At 71.2% G+C, this 24,399-nt stretch carries 17 protein-coding genes; 7 read left to right on the forward strand and 10 right to left on the reverse strand.

Translation table 11 applies throughout. The features are described 5' to 3' along the window. Positions 1-8: 8 nt before the first annotated feature. The 4 genes from ACFWY5_RS04925 (at position 9) to ACFWY5_RS04940 (ending at position 8,854) form a co-directional block, all read left to right on the forward strand. Positions 9-3,383, forward strand: coding sequence for a CDP-glycerol glycerophosphotransferase family protein (locus tag ACFWY5_RS04925; protein WP_379625138.1), 3,375 nt, complete (start codon positions 9-11; stop codon positions 3,381-3,383). Positions 3,384-3,464: 81 nt separating this feature from the next. Next, positions 3,465-6,959, forward strand: coding sequence for a CDP-glycerol glycerophosphotransferase family protein (locus ACFWY5_RS04930; RefSeq protein WP_379630559.1), 3,495 nt, complete (start codon positions 3,465-3,467; stop codon positions 6,957-6,959). Positions 6,960-6,994: 35 nt separating this feature from the next. Beyond that, a complete protein-coding gene (locus ACFWY5_RS04935) occupies positions 6,995-7,789 on the forward strand; it encodes a CDP-alcohol phosphatidyltransferase family protein (RefSeq protein WP_379625134.1) in 795 nt (264 codons plus the stop codon). 21 nt (positions 7,790-7,810) lie between these two features. Continuing rightward, entirely contained in the window at positions 7,811-8,854 is a 1,044-nt protein-coding gene (locus tag ACFWY5_RS04940) for a sulfotransferase family protein (protein ID WP_379625132.1), read from the forward strand. Between the two features lie 39 nt (positions 8,855-8,893). Here ACFWY5_RS04940 and ACFWY5_RS04945 read toward each other — a convergent pair whose 3' ends face one another. The 9 genes from ACFWY5_RS04945 to ACFWY5_RS04985 all read right to left on the reverse strand — a co-directional run bounded on the left by ACFWY5_RS04945 (position 8,894) and on the right by ACFWY5_RS04985 (position 19,752). Further along, positions 8,894-9,514 (reverse strand): Uma2 family endonuclease, encoded by a 621-nt coding sequence (locus ACFWY5_RS04945; protein ID WP_379630560.1) that lies wholly within the window; start codon positions 9,512-9,514, stop codon positions 8,894-8,896. Positions 9,515-9,533: 19 nt separating this feature from the next. Beyond that, the gene (locus ACFWY5_RS04950; protein ID WP_379630561.1) at positions 9,534-10,595 is read right to left on the reverse strand and encodes a glycosyltransferase; all 1,062 of its coding nucleotides are present in this window, start codon (positions 10,593-10,595) and stop codon (positions 9,534-9,536) included. Then, positions 10,592-13,261: a CDP-glycerol glycerophosphotransferase family protein gene (locus ACFWY5_RS04955; RefSeq protein ID WP_379630562.1), complete on the reverse strand. Its 2,670-nt coding sequence runs from the start codon at positions 13,259-13,261 to the stop codon at positions 10,592-10,594. The genes ACFWY5_RS04950 and ACFWY5_RS04955 overlap by 4 nt, the downstream gene beginning before the upstream one ends. A 102-nt stretch (positions 13,262-13,363) precedes the next feature. Beyond that, positions 13,364-14,071 (reverse strand): SRPBCC family protein, encoded by a 708-nt coding sequence (locus ACFWY5_RS04960; protein WP_379625124.1) that lies wholly within the window; start codon positions 14,069-14,071, stop codon positions 13,364-13,366. 66 nt (positions 14,072-14,137) lie between these two features. Further along, positions 14,138-14,992: an FAD binding domain-containing protein gene (locus ACFWY5_RS04965; RefSeq protein ID WP_379625122.1), complete on the reverse strand. Its 855-nt coding sequence runs from the start codon at positions 14,990-14,992 to the stop codon at positions 14,138-14,140. After that, complete coding sequence (locus tag ACFWY5_RS04970; RefSeq protein ID WP_379625120.1) at positions 14,989-17,304, reverse strand: xanthine dehydrogenase family protein molybdopterin-binding subunit; 2,316 nt, start codon at positions 17,302-17,304, stop codon at positions 14,989-14,991. The genes ACFWY5_RS04965 and ACFWY5_RS04970 overlap by 4 nt, the downstream gene beginning before the upstream one ends. Beyond that, complete coding sequence (locus ACFWY5_RS04975; protein ID WP_379625118.1) at positions 17,301-17,777, reverse strand: (2Fe-2S)-binding protein; 477 nt, start codon at positions 17,775-17,777, stop codon at positions 17,301-17,303. Before ACFWY5_RS04975 ends, ACFWY5_RS04970 begins: the two co-directional genes overlap by 4 nt. A gap of 69 nt (positions 17,778-17,846) precedes the next feature. Then, positions 17,847-18,050 (reverse strand): hypothetical protein, encoded by a 204-nt coding sequence (locus ACFWY5_RS04980; RefSeq protein ID WP_379625116.1) that lies wholly within the window; start codon positions 18,048-18,050, stop codon positions 17,847-17,849. Beyond that, positions 18,040-19,752, reverse strand: coding sequence for a PspC domain-containing protein (locus ACFWY5_RS04985; protein ID WP_379630563.1), 1,713 nt, complete (start codon positions 19,750-19,752; stop codon positions 18,040-18,042). Before ACFWY5_RS04985 ends, ACFWY5_RS04980 begins: the two co-directional genes overlap by 11 nt. 114 nt (positions 19,753-19,866) lie before the next feature. Here ACFWY5_RS04985 and ACFWY5_RS04990 point away from each other — a divergent pair, with 114 nt between their 5' ends. The 3 genes from ACFWY5_RS04990 to ACFWY5_RS05000 all read left to right on the forward strand — a co-directional run bounded on the left by ACFWY5_RS04990 (position 19,867) and on the right by ACFWY5_RS05000 (position 23,393). Continuing rightward, on the forward strand, positions 19,867-21,081 hold the full coding sequence (locus tag ACFWY5_RS04990) for a PspC domain-containing protein (protein ID WP_379625112.1): 1,215 nt from the start codon (positions 19,867-19,869) through the stop codon (positions 21,079-21,081). Continuing rightward, entirely contained in the window at positions 21,074-21,706 is a 633-nt protein-coding gene (locus tag ACFWY5_RS04995; protein ID WP_379625110.1) for a response regulator, read from the forward strand. The genes ACFWY5_RS04990 and ACFWY5_RS04995 overlap by 8 nt, the downstream gene beginning before the upstream one ends. 316 nt (positions 21,707-22,022) lie before the next feature. Beyond that, positions 22,023-23,393 (forward strand): glutamate--cysteine ligase, encoded by a 1,371-nt coding sequence (locus tag ACFWY5_RS05000; RefSeq protein ID WP_379630564.1) that lies wholly within the window; start codon positions 22,023-22,025, stop codon positions 23,391-23,393. On the opposite strand, the gene ACFWY5_RS05005 is transcribed toward ACFWY5_RS05000, so the two are convergent. Continuing rightward, on the reverse strand, positions 23,390-24,340 hold the full coding sequence (locus ACFWY5_RS05005; protein ID WP_379630565.1) for a helix-turn-helix domain-containing protein: 951 nt from the start codon (positions 24,338-24,340) through the stop codon (positions 23,390-23,392). The two genes, ACFWY5_RS05000 and ACFWY5_RS05005, sit on opposite strands and share 4 nt — an antisense overlap. Positions 24,341-24,399 lie beyond the last annotated feature (59 nt).

Genomic DNA, 24,399 nt, shown 5'->3' on the forward strand with positions numbered 1-24,399 from the left:
GAAGCTTCGTGACGCCTGTGCTCAGCGTCGTCGTACCGTTCCACAACGTCGAGCCCTACCTGGAGCACTGCCTGTCCTCGCTGGCGGCCCAGGAGTTCCCGGATCTCGAGGTGATCTGCGTCGACGACGGGTCGAGCGACCTCAGCCCGGTGATCGCCAAGGACTTCGCCGGCCGCGACCGCCGCTTCACGCTGCTCCAGCAGCAGCACAGCGGCCCCGGCCCTGCCCGCAACGCCGGGATCGCGCTGGCCTCGGGCCGCCTGCTGGCCTTCGCCGACGGCGACGACTACGTGCCGCCGGAGGCGTACGCCACGCTGATCGAGAGCCTCGAACGCACCGGCTCCGACCTGGCCTGCGGCAACGTCTGCTGCTTCGACTCGGTGACCACGTGGCGCTCGCCGCTGCACGCCGACATGTTCGCCGCGACCGTCGAGCGCACCCACGTCAGCCGCATGCCCGTGCTCATGACCGACAGGACCGTGTGGAACAAGGTCTACCGGCGCGCGTTCTGGGACGCCGCCGAGCTGGCCTTCCCCGCCGGCTACTACGAGGACACGCCGGTCGCGGTCCCCGCGCACGTGCTGGCCGACACGGTCGACGTCCTGAGCACCGTGGTCTACCACTGGCGCCAGCGCGACTCCGGCACCCGCTCGATCACGCAGAGCCGGCGCGAGCGCGGCCATCTGGAGGACCGCGTCTCCACGATCGAGACCATGCGCGACTTCCTGCGCCGCGACCACCCGGCGCTGCTGCCGCTCTACGACGAGCACGTGCTGCGCAGCGACCTCGTGCCGTTCCTGAAGGCGTTCGAGTTCACCGACGGCGGCCGCGACGACTACCGGCGGCGCTTCTTCGACCGGCTGGAGCCGCTGCTGGCCGCGATCCCGCGCGACGTCTCCATGTCCCTGCCGTGGCTGGAGCGGCTCGCCTACCACCTGGTGCGTACGCGCGAGGCGGACGAGCTGACCCGGCTGCTGACCGACCGCCGCACGGGCCGGGCGTTCGCCGTCCGGCGGCGCTGGCCCAACTTCTACGTCGACCATCCGCTGCGCCGTAAGGGCGGGGTGCCAGCGCGGCTGTTCCGCGTACGGCCGGCCGAGGTGACCCTGCTCGCGCAGGCCGACCGGGTCATCGAGGCGGGCGCCGGATTCCGGGTCGGCGGGCACGCGTACTTCGAGGGGCTGGACGCCGCGGGCTCCAAGATCCGGATGTGGCTGCAGCCCGGTGAAGGCCGCCGCGTGGAGGTGCCGGTCCGCAGGGTGAGCAGGCCGGACGTCAGCGAGGCCCACGGCTGCGAGCCAGGCGTCTACGACGACTCGGGTTTCGAGGCCGACCTCGACGTGACCGGCCTCTGGACGCCGGCGAGCTCGGCCACCACCTGGGAGGTACTGGTCGAGGTGCGCAACGGCCGCGCGCACGCCGAACTGCCGCTGCCCCTGCCCGCCCGCGTGCTGCCCGCCCAGTCGCTCAACCGCTGGCTGTCGCGCTCGGCCAAGGTCGAGACCATCAGGAGCAAGGGCCACCTGGTGGTGCGGGCCAGGTCGGTGCGGGTCGTGGCCGAGTCCTGCGCGGACCTGCCCGGCGGGCTCGAACTGCGGGGCCGCGTCTTCACCGCCGTCCGTACCGGGGAGCTGACCTCGGCAGACACTACGACCCGGCTGCCGGTGGAGTTCCTGCGCGGCAAGGACGGGACCGCCTTCCGCGTCCTCATCCCGCACGACGCCGGATTCTCCGGCGCGGTGTGGCTGGAGAGCGGCAAGGAACGCTTCAAGATCTACACCGCCGAGCACTGGGCCGACGGCTCCGGCGCCACCCCCGGCGGCGAACGCTGGCTGAGCGCCACCCGGACCGGCGCGCTCACCGCGACGAGCAGGGAGCGGCGGCCCGCCGTACTGTCGGCTGAATGGACCGACGCGCGCTCGCTCACGCTGCGCGGCCACGACCGGGGTACGGCCAGGCCCGCCTCCTTCCGGCTGGAGCGCTCCGGCGGTGGCGGCGTCCACGAACTGCCGGTGACGTGGGAGGGCCAGAACTTCACCGTGGAGCTCGACCCGGCCGCCATGCCGGTCTTCGGGCAGAGCCTCCCGCTGGCCCCGGGAACCTGGCAGCTCACGGCGGCGACGGACGCCGGACGGGCCGCGATCGGGCTCACCAACAGCGCGCTGCGCGAGGCGGGGGCCGAGATCACCGTGGGCGCGCACGACCTGCGCCTGCAGTCGGACGCGGAGGACGTCGCCGAGCTGCGGGTCCGCGCCCTCGCGGCCACGGGCAGGGCCGCGCTGCGGCGCGCCCTGGACAAGGACTATCCGCGCCTGCGCGCCATGCCCGCCCTCGACCTGGCCGTCTTCGAATCCTGGGAGGGCCGCCAGTACTCCGACAACCCCCGCGCGATCTTCGAGGAGCTGCGCCGCAGGGGCGACGCGCGCGAGTGCGTCTGGGTCACCGCGGACGGCCGGTTCGAGCCGCCCGCCGGCGTGCGCACGGTGCTCAGCGGCAGCGCCGCGCATGTCGACGCGCTGGCCAGGGCGGCGCTCATCGTCTCCAACGACTGCGCGCCCGAGTGGTACGTCGCCCGCGAGGGCCAGAAATACGTCCAGACCTGGCACGGGACCCCGCTGAAGACGATCGGGCACGACGCCAGGCGGCACCCGTTCCCCGCCGCCATCGACTACGCCAGGCGCCTGGCCGGCGACGTCGCCAGGTGGGACCTGCTGCTGTCGCCCAGCCCGTACTGCAGCGAGATCTTCCGCCGCGCCTTCGGCTACCGGGGCGAGATCGCCGAGGTCGGCCAGCCCCGCAACGACGTGCTGCGCCGCCCGCCCGCCGAGGGCCTGCGCGAGCGGCTCGGCATCCCGCCGGGCAAGAAGACCGTCCTGTACGCGCCCACGTGGCGCGACGACGAGATCGGCCGGGGCGACCTTTACCGGATGAACCTCATGCTGGACCTGGCCGAGCTGCGTGAAGGGCTGGGCGAGGACCACGTGCTCCTGGTCCGCGCCCACTCCAGGGCCGCGGGCGCCATGCAGCCGCTCGGCGAGCCCGGCTTCGCGATCGACGTCAGCGCCTACCCGGAGATGGCCCACCTGCTGGGCCTGGCCGACGTGTTCGTGACCGACTACTCGGCCGCCCTGTTCGACTTCGCGGTGACCGGCAGGCCCATGGTCTTCTTCGCGCCCGACCTGGCCAACTACCGCGACCACGTACGCGGCCTCTACCTCGACTACGCCGCGGGGACGCCGGGCCCGGTGGCCGCCACCACACGGGAACTGGTCGCGGCGGTCAGGGCGGCCGAGATCGGATACGACGCCGCCTTCCTGGAGAAGTACTGCCCCCTGGATGACGGCCACGCCGCGGCCAGGGCGGTGGACCGGATTCTCGGCTGAGACGCCAAATCTCGGCAACGGGAGCCCCGGCTGATCGCGATGCCGGCGCCACGCCCGGGACGTCCTCAGGATGCTGGATCCATGGGTTGCCCGAAGATCAGTATTGTCGTCCCCTTCTACAACGTGGAGCGATACCTCAGGCCCTGCCTGGACTCGCTCGCCCGGCAGACGCTGACCGACGTCGAGGTCGTCATGGTCGACGACGGCTCGCCCGACGGCAGCGCCGTCATCGCCAAGGAGTACGCCGCCCGCGACCCCCGCTTCCGCCTCATCCAGCAGGAGAACCAGGGGCTCGGGCCGGCGCGCAACGCCGGGGCGCGCCAGGCGCGCGGTCAGTACCTCGCCTTCGCCGACAGCGACGACCTCCTGCCGCCCCAGGCCTACGACCTGCTGGTCGGCTCGCTGGAGAGCACCGGCTCCGACCTGGCCTCCGGCGACGTGCGCACGTTCGGCACGACCGGCGTGCACCGCTCGTGGCTGCCACGCGGGCTGTTCCACGCCGACCGCCCCCGCACCCACGTGCGCAGGGACAACCGCCTGCTGTGGGACCGCTCGGCCTGGAACAAGGTGTTCCGCCGGACCTTCTGGGACGCCGGCGGCTTCGCCTTCCCGCCGGGCCTGTACGAGGACGTGCCGGTCACCATGCGCGCCCACGTCGCGGCCGGGACCGCCGACGTGGTCAGGGACGTCGTCTACTACTACCGTCAGCGCGACGGGGCCGGCGCGCCGTCCATCACCCAGCGTGACGGCGAACTGGCCAACCTGCGCAGCCGCGTCGGCGGCCTGCACGAGGTGGCCGGCTTCTTCGCCGCCGAGGCGCCCGAGCTGAAGAACGCCTTCGACCGGACCGTCCTCATCGGCGACGTCCGCCGGGTGATCGAGGCGCTGCCCGCCGCCTCGCCCGAGGACCGCGGCACCTTGCTGGACCTCGCCACCGGATACCTGAACCAGGTGGACGACGCCGTCATCGCCGAGCTCAGCCCCACCCACCGGCTGAAGTACTCGCTGGCCGCCGACGGTGACCTGGACGCGCTGCTCAGGGCGCTGGAGGCCGAGCGCCGCGCCAAGGAGCCCGCCGGCATCGTACGCCGGGGCCTGCTGCGCCGCCGCCTGCTCCACGACCTGCCCGAGGCCGGCGGACGGGTGCCCGAGCCGCTCCTGCGCGCCGAGCGCGACCTGTCACTGCGCGCCAAGGTCGACGCGGCCGCCTGGCACGGCGAGACCCTTTGCATCCGCGGCCACGCCTACATCGAGCGGCTGGAGATGGCCGAGCGCGACGGGCTGCGCGCGTGGCTGCAGGACACCCGCTCCGGCACCCGGGTCACGCTCAAGCTCACGCGTGAGCGGCGGCCCGACGTCACCGCCGCCTCCGGGCAGTCGCACGTCTGCCTCGACTGGGCGGGCTTCACGGCCGAGGTGCCCGCCGGCGTACTGAAGACGGGGGAGCGCTGGGCTCCCGGCACGTGGGAGCTGCGCGTCGCCGTCACCGCCAGGGGACAGGCCAGGGAGGGCCTGGCCGGTCTGTCACCCGACGTCGCCGAGCGCCGCCCGGCCGCCCGCGCGGTGGGCGATCGCTGCTGGGTACGCCCGCTGTTCACCGAGGCGGGACGCTTCCAGATCCGGGTCCGCAAGCCGAAGGCGGTCGTCACCGCCTGCCGTCCGGCCGAGGACGGGCTGCTCGTCGAAGGCTGGATCAGGCGCCTGGCCAGCGCGCAGCCGCCGGTCCTCGTGGCCACCAGGCGGCGCGACGGGGCCGAGGTGCGCCGCCCGGCCGCCTTCACCCCCGAGGACGACCGCCACCAGGCCTTCACCGTGACGATCCCCGCCGCCGAGTTCGCCGACCCGCCGAGGAGCCCGCTCGCCGACCCCATGTTGTGGGAGGGCGAGGACAGCCGCTGGAGCCTGTCCTTCGAGGCGGGCGAGGAACAACTCCCGCTCGCCGCCGACGACCTGCCGCCCGTCCGCGTGCGCGCCGGCGAGCAGGAAGCGGTCCTCACCCAGACCGGGTACGGCTCCGCCGACCTCGTCCTGCGCCCCCACCGCCCCGTCCTGGCCGAAGCCCACTGGACGGCCGCCGGCGAACTGGTCGTCACCGGACACCACTTCGGCGGCCCCACCGGGCTGCGGGCCGGCCGGCGGATCGAGGGCGACGCCCACCCGTTCGAGGTCACCTGGGACGAGGACCGCTTCCGCGCCGTGCTGAACCCGGCCGGGATGCTGCCCGGCGCCTGGGAACTCCTCGACGACCACGGCGGCCCGGTCGTCACGGACGGGGCCGCGCCCCTGCCCGCCGCCCGGGTGCACGACGACCTGGAGTTCGCGCCGCGCTCGTCCGGCACCGGCGCGCTCCTGCTCAACGTCAGGCAGGCGCTCGCCGACGACGAACGCGGCCGGTACGCCCGCCGCCTCCTGGAGCAGGACGTCTACCCGGCGCTGCGCCGCGAGCCGGTGCGCGAGTGCGTCGTGTTCGACAGCTGGGAGGGCAAGCAGTGCTCCGACAGCCCGCGGGCCGTCTTCGAGGCGCTGGCCGGGAGCGGTCTCGACCTCGTCTGGGTGCGCAGGGAGGGGCGCTTCGCCGTACCGGTGGGGGCGCGGTCCGTGGTGCGTAACAGCAGGGAGCACGTCGAGGCGCTGGCCACGGCCCGCTACATCGTGGCCAACAGCACGATGCCCGGCTGGTTCCGCAAACGGCCGGGACAGATCTACGCGCAGACCTGGCACGGGACGCCGCTCAAGCGCATCGGCTTCGACATGGACGCCGTGCTCAGCGCGGAGGGCGCCGCCTATCTGGAGCGCTTCGCCGCCGACGTGCGCCAGTGGGACCTGCTGGTCTCGCCCAACGCCTTCAGCACGCCCATCATGCGCAGGGCCTTCCGCTTCGAGGGCGAGGTCGTCGAGTCCGGCTACCCGCGCAACGACGCGCTGCTCGCGCCCGGCGCCGACGAGCGCGGCAGGGCGGTGCGCAGGGCGCTCGGCGTGCCCGACGGCAAGCGGGCCGTGCTCTACGCGCCGACCTGGCGCGACGACGAGCACGCGCACGGCCGCTACCGCTTCGACCTGCGCATCGACCTCGACCGGGCCAGGGCGGAGCTGGGCGCGGACACGGTGCTGCTGGTGCGCGGGCACAGTAACGTCACCGCCGGCATCCCGGCCGGCGACGGGTTCGTGGTGGACGTGACCCGCCACCCCGACGTCGCCGAGCTCTACCTGGCCGCCGACGCGCTGGTCACCGACTACTCCTCGGTGATGTTCGACTTCGCCGTCACCGGCAAGCCCATGGTCTTCTTCACCTACGACCTGGAGCGTTACCGGGACGAGCTGCGCGGGTTCTACTTCGACCTGGAAGCCGGTGCGCCGGGGCCGCTGGTGCGCGACTCCGAGGCGCTGATCGGGGCGCTGGCCGACCTCGACGGCGTCGCGGCCGGGTACGCGGCGGCGTACCGGGGCTTCCGTGAGCGGTTCTGCGAACTCGACGACGGCGGCGCGACGGCGCGCGTGGTGAGCCGGATCTTCGGCCGAGTCCTCCGGGATGGTCAAGAAGCGGCATGGACATTCTCCAGTAGTTCCAGAGAGTAATCGGTTCCCGACCCTGGGTCGCCATGCTGGAATCCATGAGGACCTATTCGCTCGATGACGTCTACGCGACACGCAAGCGGAGAGACTCCTGGTGGACCGTGTACTTCGTGGACCCGGTCGCCTGCCGGGTCGCGCTGATCGTCGCCAACCGCACGAGCGTCACACCCAACGCGCTCACGGTCTTCTCGCTGGTCCTCGGCCTGGTGTCGGCGGCCTGCTTCGCGGTTGACGAACTGGCCGCGGGGGCGGTCGTGTTCTACCTCAGCTTCATGATCGACTGCGTCGACGGGAAGATCGCCCGGCTGAAGGGCACGGGGACGCCGTTCGGCCTGTGGCTCGACTACGTGGGGGACCGGGTCCGGGTGGTGTTCTGCGCCACCGGGCTGGCCATCGGGCAGTACATGCTCACGCACAACGTCGAGTTCATCGTGCTGGGGGCGGCGGTGGCCGTCCTGGATCTGTTCAGGTACGTGAACGCGCCGCAGATGAAGCGAGTCCGTGAGGCGATCAGGGAGGGCATGCCGCCCAAGCCCACGGTTTCCGAGGAGGTTGTCGTCCGGCCCGCGCGCCACCCGTCGTTCATGCGCAGGCTCAACAAGTACCTGGCGCGCAGGCGGGTGCGCTCCCATCTCATCAGCGGAATCGAGTTCCACGCCGCCGTGTTCGTGGTCGCGCCCCTCATCGGAGCGGCGGCGCTCATCCCGGTCTCGGCAGCCGCCAGCGTGCTGCTGCTGGTCAACGAGATCTTCCTGGTGTATCGCATGTGGCTCTTCGCGCGGCGCTTCGCCGTCGTGTCCTCCCAGGAGAGCCGAGAGCACGTTCTCGTCTAAGTTTTCGGGGGTAACGAAGCTATGTCGGATCGGCCGATATTCGTCATCGGGTGTCCACGTTCAGGGACCACGATGCTGCAGCTCATGCTGCATTCGCACCCGCGGATCGCGGTGCCGCCGGAGACCCGCTTCCTGGTGCCGGCCTACTACCGGCGCCGCGTTTTCGGGGACCTGCGGGTCGCCTCGGCGCGGCAGGCGCTGGCGCAGTGGATCGCGACCGACAAGAACACCAAGTTCCGCGAGCTGAAGATCGACAAGGACGACTACGTCCGGGAGTCCGCCGACGGGCCCGGCTCGCTCGGCTCGGTCATCGGCACCGCCTTCCGCATGTATGCCGACCGGTTCGGCAAGGCCCGCTGGGGCGACAAGCGGCCCAGCTACGTCAAGCAGGTCGACCTGCTCCTGCGTCTCTTCCCCGACGCCCAGTTCGTCCACCTCATCAGGGACGGCCGCGACTGCGTGTCGTCGCTGAAGGAGATGCCCTGGTACACGCTGGACTCCTTCCACGCCATCTCCACCTGGGCCGAGGCCATGGACGCCGGGGTCAAGCTGCGCAAGTCGATGCCCGAGGACAGCTACTACGAGCTGCGCTACGAGGACCTCACCGAGGACCCCACCACCGAGATGAAGAAGCTCTGCCACTTCCTCGAGGAGGACTTCGACCAGGCGATGCTCTCGCCGCGCGAGGCCGCCCAGGTGGCGGTTCCCGTCCACAAGGTGTGGCACAGCAACACGCACGGCGAGGTCACCAAGTCCCGCGTGGGCAGTTGGTCCACGCGCCTGGAGGACTGGGAGATCGCGCTGTGCGAGCAGGTGCTCGGCGAGCGCCTGGAGTCCATGGGTTACGAGCTCAGCGGCACCGAGAAGGCGGCCAAGGAGCACGTGCTGGCCTTCCAGAAGACCATGCAGAAGCGCCGGGCCTCGCGCATGCGCAAGGGCATGCGCGACCGCATCAACCGCCTGCGCGAGCCCAGCCCGGTCGCCGCCCTGCTCACCTCGGGCCAGCGCGCCCTGGCCGGCATCCCACAGCAGCGCGCCGAAACCCCACTGACCGAACGCGTCTGACCTTCTCGCCGGTACGGCGGAGCCTCTCCGCCGTACCGGTCAGCCGATGGGCGCGATGTCGAGCTGCAACCAGTCGATGCCGAGAACGAACGGCGTCGTCATGCTCAGCGCCAGCGCGTCGATATCGCGATGTGCCACCTTGCTCCTGCTGTACTCACCGCCGCCGAGCAGCGCATAGCGCTCGATGGAGACGGCACCCTGCGTGTCTATCTGGACGATCAAGTAGTGCGGGATGCCCGCCTTTGCATACTCGCCCGCCTTGTGGATCCGGTCACGGGCCCCGGATCGGGGCGAGAGCACCTCGACAGCGATGATGACGTCGTCCGCCCAGAGCCACTCGCCAGGTTTCGGACATGCGTACACCACCACGTCAGGCTTTCTGAGGTGGAGCGGGACGTCCCACAGGATGACCTCGATCTCCGTGTTCACTTCCACGGAAGGCGCGTTCTCCGGCCGTGAGCATGAGCGGCGATGTCTCTCGATGCCCCTCTCCAAAGCGTTGGCCAGTCTGCGTCCGGTCTTCTGGTGCTCGCGGGTTCGCTGCTCGCGGGGCGTGACCACGCCCTCGACAACCTCGATGTCGCGGCGAGTTTCCTCGTCCAAGGCCAGATAGGCGTCGAGCGTGTCCAGCTCTGCGGCGCGGCTTGGTCCAACACTCATCGGCGTAAGCCTAGCCAGATCACCGGGTCATGTGGGCGAAGAGGGTTTCCCAGCCGTCCAGGATGGGGTCGAGGCGGAAGGCGGCGGCTCGGGTGCGGGCGGCGGCGCCCAGGCGGCGGCGTTCGTCCGGGGAGGACATGAGGTCGGACAGGGCGGCGGCGAACTTCCGCACGTCTCCCGCCGGGACCAGCTCCGGGCCGGTGGAGCGGACGCCGCCGGAGACGTCGAAGGCCACCGACGGCACCCCGTGCGCGGCCGCCTCCAGCAGGACGACGGGCAGGCCCTCGTGCTCGCTGGTCAGGGCCAGGATGGCGGCGTTCATGTACTCGGCGGGCATCTGCGCGGCCGGGACCCTGCCGCGGAAGACGACGCGGCCGGCCACGCCCTCGCGTTCGGCGTGGGCGCGCAGGCGTGACTCCTCGGCGCCGTCGCCCAGCAGGTGGAGTTCCCACTCAGGGTGGCCGGTCCGGGCGAACGCGCTGATCAGGCGGTCGAAGCGCTTGACGCCCTCCAGCCGGCCCACGCCCAGGACCCTGGGGTTGGTCAGCGGAGAGGTACGCGCCGGCCAGGCGGCCAGCGGGTTGGGCAGGGACCAGGTGTTCGGCAGCAGCGCGTGCTCGGAGAACAGCCAGGCGTCGTCCTCGCTCAGGAAGACGGCCTGGTCGAGTTGGGGGTAATGCCGGCGGATGGAACCCAGGTGCCAGGAGCCGCGGGCGTGCTCGTACGAGCCGTGGTACTGGCCGATCGGGCGCAGGCGGCGGGGCAGCATCGGGACCAGGCGGGTGACCACGCCGGGCGAGGTCAGTACGGCGAAGCCGGGCGTCATCGACTCGAGGACGGCGCGCAGCCGGCGGTCGGCGGCCCGGCGGGCCAGGCGGCCCTCGCCTCCCATGGGGCGCCGGCCGACGACGTGCTTGCGGTAGCGCGGCTCGGCCACGTAGCGGAAGGGCGTGGTCGAGCGGTGCAGGCCGATGACGTGCACGTCGTGGCCGCGCACCGCCAGGCCCTGCGCCAGCGTGTGGGTGACCTGCTGGATGCCGCCGAGCGTGTCGGCGTCCATGCACGCGAAGACGATGCTCACCGCGTCCCCCAGACCACGGACCGGTCGGTGACGGGCTGCTCCAGCGGCACCGCGAAGAAGTCCTGGACGACCCGGGCCGAGGCGTTGCCGCGCTCGTCGGCGCACCACAACTCGCGGAAGGCCGCGTACTTCTCCGAGAACGACGTGTGTACGGCGGGCAGCGCCCGAAGGCAGGTGATGACGTCCTCGGTGCTGGTCAGGCAGGGCCCGGGGGCGATCGACGGCAGGTCGTGGTAGACGCCGCGCTCGGCCAGGCGGTATTGGTCCCAGTCGTCGATGTAGAACAACATCGGCCGGCCGGTCACCGCGTAGTCGCACATGACGGAGGAGTAGTCGGTCAGCAACGCGTCGGAGGCCAGCATCAGGTCGTTGATCTCCGGGTAGGAGCCGGCCGGGCGGACGAAGTGGCGTACGTGCTGGGGGACGTGGTAGCGCTCCACCGGGTGGGTGCGCAGGATCATCACCCAGTCGCCGGCCAGCTCCTCCGCCATCGCCTCCAGGTCGACGCGGACGGACTTGCCGCTGCTCTTGGCGGTGTCGCGGTAGGTCGGGGCGTAGAGCAGGATCTTCTTGTCAGGGGGTAGTTCGAGCTCCTCCCAGACGCGGGGCACCGGTTCGCCGCGGACCAGGGCGTCGCAGCGGGGCGTGCCGTACCGGAGGAGCGGGCCGGTGTGGCCGAGGGACGGGACGAAGACCCGCGTGAACTCGGCGCTCGGCGCGACCAGCGCGTCCCAGCGGGCGACGGCGGCCCGCCACTGGTCGCGGGGGCCGGCGAAGTCGGCGCGCAGGTCGGGCGCGTCGAAGCCGATCGACTTGATGCCCTGGCCGTGCCAGGTCTGCAGGTAGCGGGTGCCGCGCGGCTTGGGGTAGTCGAGGGGGAAGCCGTGGCTGTCCACCCAGATGCCCGCGCGGGCCATGATCCAGATGTAGCGCCAGCTCATCCGGCGGACCAGGCCGGCGTCCTCGGGGAAGTTCTTCCTGCCGCGGGCCACCGACCAGATCACCCCGATCGGCAGCTCCCGGCGGCGCAGTTCCTCGTAGATGGCGCGGGGGGAGCCGGTGTAGCCCTTGCCGCAGTCGGACTCGAAGAGCGCCAGGTCCTTACGCCGCGGCACGACCTTGATCAGCGCCTTGTAGACGCGCAGCTTCATGGCCGGGGTGCTCACCCGGGACAGGACCTCGCGTTTGATCTTGCCGGCCAGCCTGCGACGGACCGACGGGGCGGTGACGCGCAGGAAGGCGGACGAGCCCGCGGCCTGGACGGTGTAGCCGTTGAGCGGGATCGGCTTCATGTTCGGGTCGACCAGCAGCCGGTCGGTGGTGACGTGGCCGTCGCGCTCGCGGGTGAAGCCGATGCGCGGCTCGCCCTTGCCCTCGGGGGTGAAGACGATCTCGCTGACGTAGCCGTCGCCGCTGGGATGCGGGTGGATGGGGAAGCGGTGCCCGCCGTAGGTCAGGAAGGCGCTCCATTCGGTGGGCAGCGCGCCGAAAGGGTCGTAGGTGTGGACGGTCATCGCGACCCTGCCGGCGTCCGCGGCGATCTCGGTGACCTCGTGGCGCAGCCGTGCGGCGCTGAAGGGCAGTTCGGCCAGGCGCAGGCGGGTGATGTCCATGCCGGGGGTGAGCGTGGTGCCCCAGTAGGTGCGGCCCTCGTGCCGGATCGCGGCGCGCGGCGGCGCGGCGGCACCGGTGAGCGAGCGGACCGCGACCCGCAGGTCGTCTATGCGGTCGTCGAGGATCAGGTGGCAGCAGACCCTGGCCATCGGCTCGATCCGGTCGATGACCTCGTGCGGGATCGTCGCCAGGTAGGGGCGGACGACCGCGGCGAACTCCTTGACCCACACCAGGTCGCGGGCGGGCAGCGGGTTGAGGTAGACGCGCAGGTCCTGGCGCAGGAAGCGGTGCTGGCGCTCGGGGAGCAGGTCTTCGCGCCCGTGGTCGCGCAGGATCTTGTCGCTGCGCTGGGCGGCGATCATGCGGTGCCGTACGTTGTCCATCTCCTTGATGCTCAGGGAGATGGAGGTGTGTTCCGCCGCGCGGTGCCAGTGGTAGATCACCCAGGGGACGACCGCGAAGCGCCGCGAGGTCGCGTAGAGCTCGGTGGCGAAGACGTGGTCCTCGTAGTGGATGTCCTCGGGGAAGCGCAGCGCGTTGCGGCGCAGGAACGTGACGTCGTAGAGCTTGTTGGTGCTGAAGGAGTCGAGGAACAGCTCGGGGTCCTCGGCGATGCCGTTCACGATCCGGCGGCGGGCGAACAGGCTCGGGTAGTAGCGCTCCAGCCGCCCGCTGGGCTCGTAGTAGCGGGAGATCTGGCCGGAGACGAAGTCGGTTCCGGTGCGTTCGATCTCGGTCAGCAGGCTTTTGCAGGCGTGCCTGGGCAGCTCGTCGTCGCTGTCCAGAAACATGATGTACGGGGCGGACGCGGCGTCGATGCCGTCGTTGCGCGGCGCTCCGCAGCCGCCGCTGTTGCGCTCGCGCCGCAGGTAGCGCATCCGGGGATCGGACCGTTCCAAAACGCCCATGGCCCGCGCCGTCCCGTCGGTGCTGGCGTCGTCGACGACGATCACCTCGATGTCGCGCAGGGTCTGCCTGAGTACGGAGCGCACGGCCCTGGGCAGCCGCTCGGCATCGTTGAAGGTGATGATGACAACGGTGCAGTCCGGCATGCCCATCTCCCCCGAGAAGTCGAACACTCGGGTTCAGGCATTCCCCCTCTTCGGGTGATGTGTCCGGACTTGATGGTGTTTTTACTGCTGATCTCGCCTTAACTACCGCAAAAAACGCCTGATCAGCCAGATGATCAGCGCCACCAGCGCGACCCCGCCCACGAGCGGCGCCACCCGCTTCAGCAGCGGCGCGCCCGCGACCTCCAGAAGGTCCAGCGCCTCCTCGTCGGCCGTGCGCGAGGTGCGCAGCGTCCCGCTCGGGTGCGCGTCCGCGACCGCCGCCGGGTCGGGGACCGCGCTCAGGTGCCGCTCCTCGTCATCGTGCGCCGCGCTCCCCGGTACGGCTGCCGCCTCCACCCCCGGCTCGGCCAGCAGTTCCGCCAGGTTGGCCGCGAACCGGTCGATCAGCTTCGCCCCGACCTCGGCCATCACGCCCTTGCCGAACTGCGCCGGCCGCCCCGTCACGTTGAACGTCGTCTCCACGCTCACCGCGCTCGACGTGCCGGCCGGGGTCAGCTTGGCCACGACCGTGGCGGAGGCGGTGCCCGAGCCCCTGGCCTCCTTGCCCGACGCCTTGAGCGTGAGCGTGTGGGCGTCCTTGTCGACGTCCTCGAAGCGGGCGGTGCCCCGGTAGGTCACGGTGATCGGGCCGACCTTCACCTTCATCCTGCCGGTGAACTCGTCGCCCTCCACGAGGTCGAGCGCCGCGCCGGGCAGGCAGGGCGCCACCCGTTCGACGTCGAGAAGCACCGCCCAAGCCTGCTCCACCGGGACCGGAACCGTGAACTCGTGCTCGAACCGCATCGCCATCGACGCCTCCTGTTTGCGACATTACGCCGGAAAGGGGGCACCCCGGAAGGGGCGCCCCCGACGGGCCTACGGAGTTCCCGCCGCCGTCCTGACCGCGCGGTGGGTCAGGACCCTGGCCAGGTGCCGGCGGTAGTCCGGCTGCGCGTGCAGGTCGGCCGGCGGCGCGGTGTCGGCCGACGCCTCCTCGCAGGCCTGCCGTACGGCCTCGCCGAGCTCCACGCCCTGCAGGGCGCTCTCCGCCGCGCGGGCACGCAGCGGGGTCGCGCCCATGTTGCTCAGGCCGATCCTGGCCTCCTGGATCGAGCCGTTGGAGCGCCGCACGGCCACGGCCACCCCGACGATCGCCCACGCCTGCACCGTGCGGCGGAACTTCTCGTAATGGAAGCCCCACTCGCCGCCCAGCTTGGGGATCTTGACGCCGACCAGGATCTCGCCGGCCTCCAGCGTCGTCTCCAGGTAGTCGGCGAAGAAGTCGGCGGCGGGGATCTCCCGCTCGCCCCGCGCCGACCTGGCCACCAGGACCCCGTCCAGCGCCAGCACCACCGCGGGCAGGTCGCCCGCCGGGTCGGCGTGGGCCAGGGAGCCGCCGAAGGTGCCGCGGTGCCGTACCGCGGGATCGGCGACCGTGGCGGCGGCCAGCGCCACCAGCGGGCAGCCCGCGCGGACCACGGGCGAGCGCAGGACCTCGTCGTGCGTCGCGAGCGCGCCGATGAAGACGTGGTCGCCGCGGTCGTGCACGCCCGTGAGGCCGGGCAGGCGGCCGATGTCCACCAGCGTGGTCGGGTAGGCCAGGCGCAGGCGCAGCAGCGGCAGCAGCGACTGCCCGCCGGCCAGCACCTTCGCCTCGTCGTCCGCGGCCAGCGCCTGGCAGGCCTCCTCCAGCGTCGCCGGGCGCAGGTAGTCGAACTGCGCGGGGATCATGACAGTGCCCTCCAGATTCGCTCGGGCGTACAGGGCATCTGGACGTCGTGGACACCCCGCGGGCGCAGCGCGTCCACGATGGCGTTGACGACGGCCGGCGTGGAGGCGATCGTGCCGGCCTCGCCGACGCCCTTCACGCCGAGCGGGTTGGACGTGGCCGGCGTCTCCGTGCGGTCGGTGACGAACGCCGGCAGGTCCGCCGCCGACGGCACCAGGTAGTCGGCCATCGTCGAGGTCAGCAGGTTGCCCTCGGCGTCGTAGACGGCCTCCTCGTACAGCGCCTGCGCCACGCCCTGCGCGATGCCGCCGTGCACCTGGCCCTCGACGATCAGCGGGTTGACCACCTTGCCGACGTCGTCCACGGCCACGTAGGAGCGGATCTTCGTCATGCCGGTCTCGGTGTCCACCTCGACCGCGCACAGGTGGGTGCCGTGCGGGAAGGAGAAGTTGTCCGGGTCCACGGTGGCGTCCGCGTCCAGCCTCGCCTCCACGCCGTCGGGCAGGTCGTGGGCGGCGAAGGTGGCCAGCGACAGCTCCTGGATGGTCTTGCCGCTCTCCGTGCCGCGCACCCTGAACGTGCCCTCGCTGAACTCGACGTCGTCGGGCGCGCACTCCAGCACGTGCGCCGCGATCTTCCTGGCCTTCTCCTTGACCTTCTCGCACGCCGCCAGCACGGCCATGCCGCCGACGACCAGCGAGCGCGAGCCGTAGGTGTCCATGCCCTTGTGGGAGATCGCGGTGTCGCCGTGAATGACCGAGACGTCCTCGAACGGCACGCCGAGCGCGTCGGCCACGATCTGGCTCCACGCGGTCTCATGGCCCTGCCCGTGCGGTGACGAGCCGGTGACCACCTCGACCTTGCCCGTGGGCAGCATGCGCACCGAGCCGTGCTCCCAGCCTCCGGCCCCGTACGACAGGCTGCCGAGCACCCGGCTGGGCGCCAGGCCGCACATCTCCGTGTACGTCGAGACCCCGATCCCCAGCTGCACCGGATCGCCCCGGTCACGCCGATCGCCCTGTTCGGCCCGCAGCTTGTCGTAGCCGAACAGCGCCAGCGCCTTGTCCGTGGCCGCCTCGTAGTTGCCCGAGTCGTAGGTCAGCCCGGCCACCGTGGTGTACGGGAACTCCTCGTGCCTGATCCAGTTGCGCCTGCGCACCTCGATCGGGTCCAGGTTGAGCTCGGCGGCCAGTTCGTCCATGACCCGCTCGATGGCGTACGTGGCCTCCGGCCGCCCCGCGCCCCGGTAGGCGTCGGTCGGCATCTTCGTGGTGAAGACGCCGGTGCAGTTGAAGTCGTAGGCGTCCATCTTGTAGATGCCGTTGAACATGAACGCGCCCAGGATCGGCACGCCCGGCGTCACCAGCATCAGGTAGGCGCCCATGTCGGCCAGCAGTTCCACCCGCAGCCCGCGGATGCGGCCGTCGGCCTCGGCGGCCAGCGTGACGTGCTGGATCTGGTCGCGGCCGTGGTGCGCGGTCAGGTTGCCCTCCGAACGCGACTCCGTCCACTTGACCGGCCTGCCGGTCTTCCTCGTCAGCAGCAGGCAGAGCACCTCTTCCGCGGTGACCTGGAGCTTCGAGCCGAACCCGCCGCCGACGTCGGGGGCGACCACACGCAGCCTGTGCTCGGGAATGCCGGTCGTCAGCGCCAGCATCAGCCGCAGGATGTGCGGGATCTGGGTCGCGCTCCACAGCGTGAAGTTCTCCCCGTCCGTGGAGGCCATGACCGCCCGCGGCTCCATCGCGGTCGGAATGAGCCGCTGCTGGATGTAGGTGCGGTCGATCAGGACGGGCGCGTCCCGCAGCGCCGCGTCCACGTCGCCCTGGGCCAGCCGCCAGGTGAACGCCTGGTTGCCCGCCTCGTGCACCTTCGGGCCGCCCTCGGCCAGCGCGTCGTTCATGTCGAGCACCGGCGGCAGCGGCTCGTAGTCGACCTCGATCGCGTCCAGGGCGTCGGCCGCCTTGTAGCGGTCGGTCGCCACCACGCAGGCGACCGCCTCGCCCACGTAGCGCACCTCCGTCAGGGCCATCGGCGGATGGTCGGGGATGACGATGTCCTCGCTGACCGGCCACGCGCACGGCAGGCTGCCCTGCTCCTGCGCGAAGTCCGCGCCGGCGTAGGCGGCGATCACGCCCGGCAGGCCGCGGGCCGCGGACACGTCGACCCTGGTGATCCGCGCGTGCGCCATCGGGCTGCGCAGGAACGCCACATAGGCCATACCGGGCAGCTGCATGTTGTCGGTCCACTGCGTACGGCCGGTGAGCAGGCGCGCGTCCTCCTTGCGCCGCCTGGCCGTGCCTACCTCGGTCATGGCGTCTTCACCGCCATGTCCTGCGCGCCCCGCCGTACCGCCTTGACGATGTTGCAGTAACCGGTGCACCGGCAGAGGTTGCCCTCCAGGCCGTGCCTGATGGACTCCTCCGACGGCTCCGGGTCGTCGCGCAGCATGTCGATGGCGGCCATGACCATGCCGGGCGTGCAGTAACCGCACTGCAGGGCGTGTTCCTCGTGGAAGGCGCGCTGCATGGGGTGCAGCGTGCCGTTGGCGGCCAGGCCCTCGATGGTGGTGATCGCGGACCCGTCGGCCTGGACCGCGAGCACGGAGCAGCTCTTGACGGACTTGCCGTCCAGCAGCACCGTGCAGGCGCCGCAGTTGCTGGTGTCGCAGCCGATCGGGGTCCCGGTCTTGCCTAGCCGGTCTCTCAGCAGATGGACGAGAAGGAGCCGCGGCTCGACTTCCTCCTCGTATGCGATTTCGTCGACGGTGACGGTGATACGGGGCATACGTCCTCCCTCTCAGGGGGGCAAGGCGGACACTCGCCAACGTACGCCCGTGTTTGTCCCGGTCAAGGGTCACTTACGGCGAGTGATCCTCGCGACGACTGCCACCAGCCCCGCAAAACCTAGCCCGACCACCATCAGCGCTACCAGCACCGCCGCGTCCGTGATCGAATCGGTCGCCAGCAGAATGCCCAGCACCACGAACAGCAGGCCGCTGAGCAACGCCATCCAGTCGGTCCTGTGCAACTGGCGCGGCTTGTCCACATCACGCCGCACGCCGGACCTCCACATCGCCCATGCCGCCGCGCAGGTTCAGCACGATCGTCGAGACCGCGCCCTTCGGCGGCGTCTCCGGGGCCAGCACCTTGTCGAACTCCACGTCCACGCCGCCGCGCAGCGACTGGTCGATCGTGATGTCGCCGACCTTCGCCGTCGCGTGCACCTCCACCCGCGCCGAGGGCGGCACGATCACCATCAGCTCGCCGACCGAGACCGAGGCGTTGAACTCCGCCGTCGCCCCCGGCTCCAGCTTCAGCTCGGACAGGTCGAGCCGGCCCTCGCCCACGCCCACGTCATAGTTTCTGCTGGCCTCCGCCATCGTCAGGGGCGTCCAGTCGTAGTCGCCGACCCGTTTGGGCAGGCCGCCGACGATCAGGCCGCTGGCGATGACCACCGCCACCAGCGTGCCCAGGGCCACCAGGCCCGCTCCACGTCCCCACCAGGCCGCGACCAGCAGTCCGGCGCCGATCGTGATGAGCACCGCCGCGCCGACGGTGGTCGGGTTCACGCCTTGGGCCGACCCTGTTTGGACAGCCACGAGGATCCCTCCAATGATGAGTGCCATGAGCACGGTGATCACGCCGATGAAGGAGCGTGGCCGCTTCTTCTTCGTCGGCGGCGGGACCGGCTTGCCGTACAGGGCGGGGTCGTAGGGGGAGTACCCGGGCCGTCTGGCCGGGTCCAGCGGCTGGTAGGGGCCGTGCGGGGCGAACGGCTCGTTGCGCGGGATGGGCGGCACGCCCTCCGCGGGCCGCGCGTTCGCCTGCTCGCCGCCGGCCATGCGGGCGGCGCGCTTCTCACGCATCATCGCCTCGACGCGCATCATGGCCTCCTCGCGGGTCCGCGGCCGGTCCTGCGCCGCGTGGACACGCGGGGGCCGGTGCTCGCGGGGCTCCTCGGGGAGCGGCTCGCCGTAGCGGACGGGCTCCTCGCGGGTGGGCGGCTCGTCGACGGGCTCGTGGTGGTGCGTGGTGGGCTCGTCCGGTGCGGCGGGCTCTTCGCGGGTGGGCGGCTCTTCCCCGGGCACCGGCTCTTGCCTGGTCACGGGCTGCTCGCGGGTCGGTGTGTTGTCCGCCGCTTCTGAGGGGGTTTCCGTGTTGTGCGGGGTGTAGGGCTTCTGCGGGGTGTAAGGCCTTTGCGGCGCGTACGGCGGAGCCGCCGCCTCGGCCGCGAACGCCACGTTCACCATCGACCGGCCCGGCTCCGGGCGGCCGTAGGACGGCGGCACCGGGGGAGTGGGCTGGGGCGAGGCGGTCTGCCTGCGGCTCAGCCGTTCCGGCATCGAACGCGCCAGCGCGAGCAGGTCCACCCCGTTGGCATGCGCGGTCAGCAGCGAGATGACCAGCACCAGACCGACCACCAGCGTGCCCGTGGCCAGCCACACCGTGGTCAGGTTGATGCCGAGCCCGAAGGCCAGCACCGCGGTCATCATCGCCAGCACGGCTTCGCCGTCGAAGTCACGCCGGGTCCAGTGCTCGATCATGCCGGGCATGCCGCGCGTGTCCTTCATCAGCATGAAGGCCGCGATGTAGAGGAAGAACCCGACACCGGAGCCGAACAGCAGGATCCCGAAACCGACCCGGAACACCACCGGATCGATCCCCGTGTGCCTGCCCAGCCCGGCGCACACCCCGGTCAGGATGCGCCCTTCACCGCTGCGGTGCAGGACTCGGGCCTCGTTCGATGGAGCTTCCGTCATGTACTCCATCGTGACGGCACCCGCGCGCGCTCGCATCCGGGACACCCCTGAGCCGACCCTGGGGGTTGTTCCCTGATGCCCGCACCCCCGCCGACATGTGACTATGTCGGTGTTATGGCTGACCAGAAGACTCTCGCAGAGCCCGGCACCGCCGAGGCGCCCTATCGCCGCATGCGCCGGCGTATGGAGGGCCGCCTCGTCGGCGGCGTCGCGCACGCGCTGGCCGACCAGCTGAAGCTGGACCCCGTGGTCATCCGGCTGGCGTTCGTGCTGCTGTCGGCCGTGGACGGCGTGGGCGCGGTGGCCTATGCCGTCCTGTGGATGGTGACCCCGCGGGAGGAATACGAGGGACCGCCTCCCTCGCGTGACTGGAGCCAGCTCGCGGCGTTCGTCGCGATCGGGGTGGCGCTGTTCGCCTTCGGCTGGATCAGCGGCGCCTCGCAGGGCGGCATCGGCATGATCCCGTTCGCGATCGGCGGGATCGGCGCGCTGATCCTCTGGCAGCAGGCCGACCCCGACCGCCGCAGGGAATGGGTCGCGGGCGGCACCAAGAGCATCCGCAAGAACCGGGCCCGCACGCTGATCGGCGTCGTGCTCGTGGTCGCGGGCGGCGTCGGCTTCCTCGTCGCCCAGGACGAGCTGCAGGACGCCACGCCGGGCCTGCTGTTCACCGTCGTGGTGGTCGTCGGGCTCGTGGTGATCGTCGCGCCGTGGCTGGCGGGCCTGTGGAAAGAGCTTCAGCTCGAACGGCGGGAGCGCATCCGCCAGGAGGAGCGGGCCGAGATGGCGGCGATGGTCCACGACTCGGTGCTCCACACGCTCACGCTCATCCAGCGCGTCGCCCACGATCCTCGCGAGGTCGCCAGGCTCGCCCGTTCGCAGGAACGCGAGCTGCGCAACTGGCTCTACCAGCCCAAACAGGACGCCGACGCGACGCTGGCCGCCGCCGTACGCAGGATCGCGGCCGAGGAGGAGGACGCACACGGCGTCCAGATCGAGGTGGTCTGCGTCGGCGACATCGACATCGACGCCGAGGGCAAGCTCACCGCCCTCCTGAAGGCCTCCAGGCAGGCGATGGTCAACGCCGCCAAATACTCTGAGAGCCAGTCCATTTCCGTGTACGCGGAAGTGGAGGGTGAAGAAGTCACCGTTTTCGTGAAGGATCGGGGTAAGGGCTTCGATCTGAACGAGGTGCCGCTCGACCGGATGGGCATCAGGGAGTCCATCATCGGCAGAATGGAACGGCACGGTGGCAGCGCGAGAGTACGCACCGAGCCGGGTGAGGGCACAGAGGTGATGTTGACGATGAAGGTGGCGAAGCGTGATTAAGGTCCTGATCGTCGACGACCACAGGCTGTTCCGCTCCGGGGTACGCGCGGAACTGGGCGACTCGATCCAGGTCATCGGCGAGGCCGAGGACGTCGACTCCGCGGTCAAGGCGATCGCCGACATGGAGCCCGACGTCGTGCTGCTCGACGTCCACATGCCGGGCGGCGGCGGCCAGGAGGTCCTGCGCCGCGTGCTCGGCTCGGGTGGGCAGGTGCGGTTCCTCGCCCTGTCCGTGTCCGACGCCGCCGAGGACGTCATCGGCGTCATCAGGGGCGGCGCCCGCGGCTACGTCACCAAGAACATCAGCGGCAAGGAGCTGACCGACGCCATCCGCCGCGTCTCCGAGGGCGACGCCGTCTTCTCGCCCCGGCTGGCCGGATTCGTCCTGGACGCCTTCGCCTCCTCCGAGGCGCCGCCCATCGACCCCGAGCTGGACTCGCTGACCCAGAGGGAGCGGGAGGTGCTCCGGCTGATCGCGCGTGGGTACGCGTACAAGGAGATCGCCAAGGAGCTGTTCATCTCGGTGAAGACCGTGGAGACGCACGTGTCCTCGGTGCTGCGCAAGCTGCAGCTGTCCAACCGCCACGAACTCTCCCGCTGGGCCACCGCCCGCCGCCTGGTCTGACCCCACAACGCCGGCGACAGGCGGTATCCCGCCCTGCGGAGGGGCCCGTGGCGCGCGGCTCCCGGGGGCTCGCGGCGCGAGAGCCACGGGCCGTAACCCGGTGGTGGAAGCCCGAAGGGGTGGCTGACGGCTGGGTCTCGGGGCAGCCAGGTGCGGGGCTGTGGCGTGGGGCTGCCGGGGGGTGGGCTGGTGTTTGGGGCTAGATCGTGCGACATTTCGAGGTATGGGCAGGGACGTGCCAGTCGTCGTGTTCAGCCGGGAAGACCGTAGGACATATCGGGAAAAAGTACGACGATGTCTGGACGTTTTCGCCCAGATGCTGCGTGAATCCCGCTTCGAGCTTGAACGCCCCCTCGCCGGGCTGGAGATCGAGCTCAACATCGTCGACGAACACGGCGAGGCCGCCATGCGCAACGCGCAGGTCCTGGCCGCCATCGCCCAGCCCGACTGGGCCACCGAACTGGGCCAGTTCAACATCGAGATCAACATCGAACCCCAGGGGCTGGACGGCGAGGGCGCCCTGGCCCTGGAGAACGACGTGCGCTCCCGCCTCAACCACGCCGAGTCCAGAGCTCGGTCGGAGGGCGGGCACCTGGTCCTGATCGGCATCCTTCCGACCCTGCGCGAGCAGGACATCGGCGAGGGCACGCTGTCGGCCAACCCGCGCTTCCGCCTGCTCAACGAGCAGATCTTCGCGGCCAGGGGCGAGGACCTGCACCTGCTCATCGAGGGCGTCGAACGTCTCGACACCCATGCCGACAGCGTGGCGCCCGAGGCCGCCTGCACCAGCGTCCAGCTCCACCTCCAGGTCAGCCCCGAGGCCTTCGCCGCCCACTGGAACGCCGCCCAGGCCATCGCCGGCGCACAGGTGGCCGTGGCGGCGAACTCGCCGTACCTCTTCGGGAGGGAGCTGCACCGCGAGACCAGGATCAGCCTCTTCGAGCAGGCCACGGACACGCGCCCGGCCGAGCTGAAGGAGCAGGGCGTGCGCCCGCGGGTGTGGTTCGGCGAGCGGTGGATCACCAGCGTGTTCGACCTGTTCGAGGAGAACGTCCGCTACTTCCCCGCCCTGCTGCCGCTGGTCGAGCACGAGGACCCGCGCGAACTGCTGGACCGCGGCCTCATTCCGCACCTGCCCGAGCTGACCCTGCACAACGGCACCATCTACCGCTGGAACCGCCCCGTCTACGCCGTGGTCGGCGGCACACCGCACCTGCGCGTCGAGAACAGGGTGCTGCCCGCGGGCCCCACGGTCCTCGACGTCGCCGCCAACGCCGCCTTCTACTACGGCATGATGGCCGTCCTGCCTTATGCGGAGCGGCCGATCTGGAGCCAGATGTCGTTCGCCGCGGCCGAGGACAACCTCAACACCGCCGCCCGGCACGGCATCGACGCCCGCCTCTACTGGCCGGGCGCGGGGGAGGTGCCGGCGGTCGAGCTGATCCTGCGCCGCCTGCTGCCGATGGCCCACGAGGGGCTCGAACGCTGGGGCGTGGACAAGGCGGTCGCCGAGCGGCTGCTGGGGGTCATCGAGGGGCGCTGCCTGACCGGGCGTACGGGCGCCACGTGGCAGGTGGAGAAGGTCAGGGCGATCGGCGGCGACCGGCACGAGGCGCTGCGCAGGATGACGCTGGAGTACATCGAGCGCATGCACACCAATGAACCCGTCCACACCTGGCCCGTCTAGGTGAGCAGGCTCTCACCCAGCTCGGTGATCGTGTGCATGACGGAGTTCTCCTCGCGGCTGCTGGTGATCAGGCCGGCCGCCCGCAGGACCGAGGCGTGCTGGCTGGCCGAGGAGGGGGAGATGTGCAGCAGCCGGGCGAGCTGGGTCGTGGAGCGCGCGCTTCTGGTGGCGCGCAGTACCGCCGCGCGCGTGGGGCCGAGCAGCCCGGAGACCGCGTCGTCCGCCCCGTCGCCCGAGGGCAGCAGCCACGCGCCCCGGTGCTCCACCGGGTAGACGAGCACCGGCGGCAGGCCGGGGTCGGCGAGGCTGACCGGCGTGCCCCAGCAGAACCACGACGGGATCAGCAGCAGCCCCCGCCCGCCCAGATGCAGGTCCCTGTCGACCGGGTACTCCACGTGCAGGACCGGCGGCTGCCAGCGCATGATCGGCCGCAGGCTGTGCAGGACCGCCTCGACGCCGCCGGAGTGGAAGGCGCGCAGCCGCCGCGCGTGGTCGGCGGCGACGTGGTTGCGCACCTGGGCCCAGTAGGGGGCGACGGTGATCCGGTGCAGGGAGCGCAGCGCGCCGGCGACCTCGTCCATCGCCTGCGCGTCGGCGCGCGCGAGGTCCCTGGCCCATCCGGTACGGCCCGGCAGCCTGGAAACCTCGTCCCTGACCCTGGTCCCCGGCGTGGACAGCAGGCTGTCGAGCCCGTCGTCGAGCGTGCCCCCGTTGCCGGGCGTGAGGAAGTCGGGGAAGTAGGGCCGGGGCGGCGCCAGCGAACGCAGCCCGCCCAGCGGTTCCGCGGACAGGCGCGGGGCCACCTGCGTGAGCCAGTCGGCGAAGAAGGTACGGCCACGCCGGCCGTACAGGCGATGGAGACTGAAGACCGTCTCCCAGAGCGGGTCGGCGGTGGACGCCAGGCGGGTACGAGCGAGGTCGTCCCCGGTGAAGTGAATGCGTAACATGCGACCGGCCTCTTCGGTGGATCGTGTCGCCATTATGACCAGAAATTGCGTCATATCGG

Origin of the sequence: Nonomuraea sp. NPDC059007, assembly GCF_042740555.1 — a bacterium.
Classification (GTDB): Bacteria; Actinomycetota; Actinomycetes; order Streptosporangiales; family Streptosporangiaceae; genus Nonomuraea.

Coding starts and splice junctions, on each gene's coding strand:
- ACFWY5_RS04955 (WP_379630562.1), bottom strand. CDS start 13,261: ATGCCGGACTGCACCGTTGTCATCATCACCTTCAACGATGCCGAGCGG.
- ACFWY5_RS04945 (WP_379630560.1), bottom strand. CDS start 9,514: ATGAGTGTTGGACCAAGCCGCGCCGCAGAGCTGGACACGCTCGACGCC.
- ACFWY5_RS04935 (WP_379625134.1), top strand. CDS start 6,995: ATGAGGACCTATTCGCTCGATGACGTCTACGCGACACGCAAGCGGAGA.
- ACFWY5_RS04960 (WP_379625124.1), bottom strand. CDS start 14,071: ATGGCGATGCGGTTCGAGCACGAGTTCACGGTTCCGGTCCCGGTGGAG.
- ACFWY5_RS04990 (WP_379625112.1), top strand. CDS start 19,867: ATGGCTGACCAGAAGACTCTCGCAGAGCCCGGCACCGCCGAGGCGCCC.
- ACFWY5_RS04985 (WP_379630563.1), bottom strand. CDS start 19,752: ATGACGGAAGCTCCATCGAACGAGGCCCGAGTCCTGCACCGCAGCGGT.
- ACFWY5_RS05000 (WP_379630564.1), top strand. CDS start 22,023: ATGCTGCGTGAATCCCGCTTCGAGCTTGAACGCCCCCTCGCCGGGCTG.
- ACFWY5_RS04940 (WP_379625132.1), top strand. CDS start 7,811: ATGTCGGATCGGCCGATATTCGTCATCGGGTGTCCACGTTCAGGGACC.
- ACFWY5_RS04930 (WP_379630559.1), top strand. CDS start 3,465: ATGGGTTGCCCGAAGATCAGTATTGTCGTCCCCTTCTACAACGTGGAG.
- ACFWY5_RS04975 (WP_379625118.1), bottom strand. CDS start 17,777: ATGCCCCGTATCACCGTCACCGTCGACGAAATCGCATACGAGGAGGAA.
- ACFWY5_RS04965 (WP_379625122.1), bottom strand. CDS start 14,992: ATGATCCCCGCGCAGTTCGACTACCTGCGCCCGGCGACGCTGGAGGAG.
- ACFWY5_RS04970 (WP_379625120.1), bottom strand. CDS start 17,304: ATGACCGAGGTAGGCACGGCCAGGCGGCGCAAGGAGGACGCGCGCCTG.
- ACFWY5_RS05005 (WP_379630565.1), bottom strand. CDS start 24,340: ATGTTACGCATTCACTTCACCGGGGACGACCTCGCTCGTACCCGCCTG.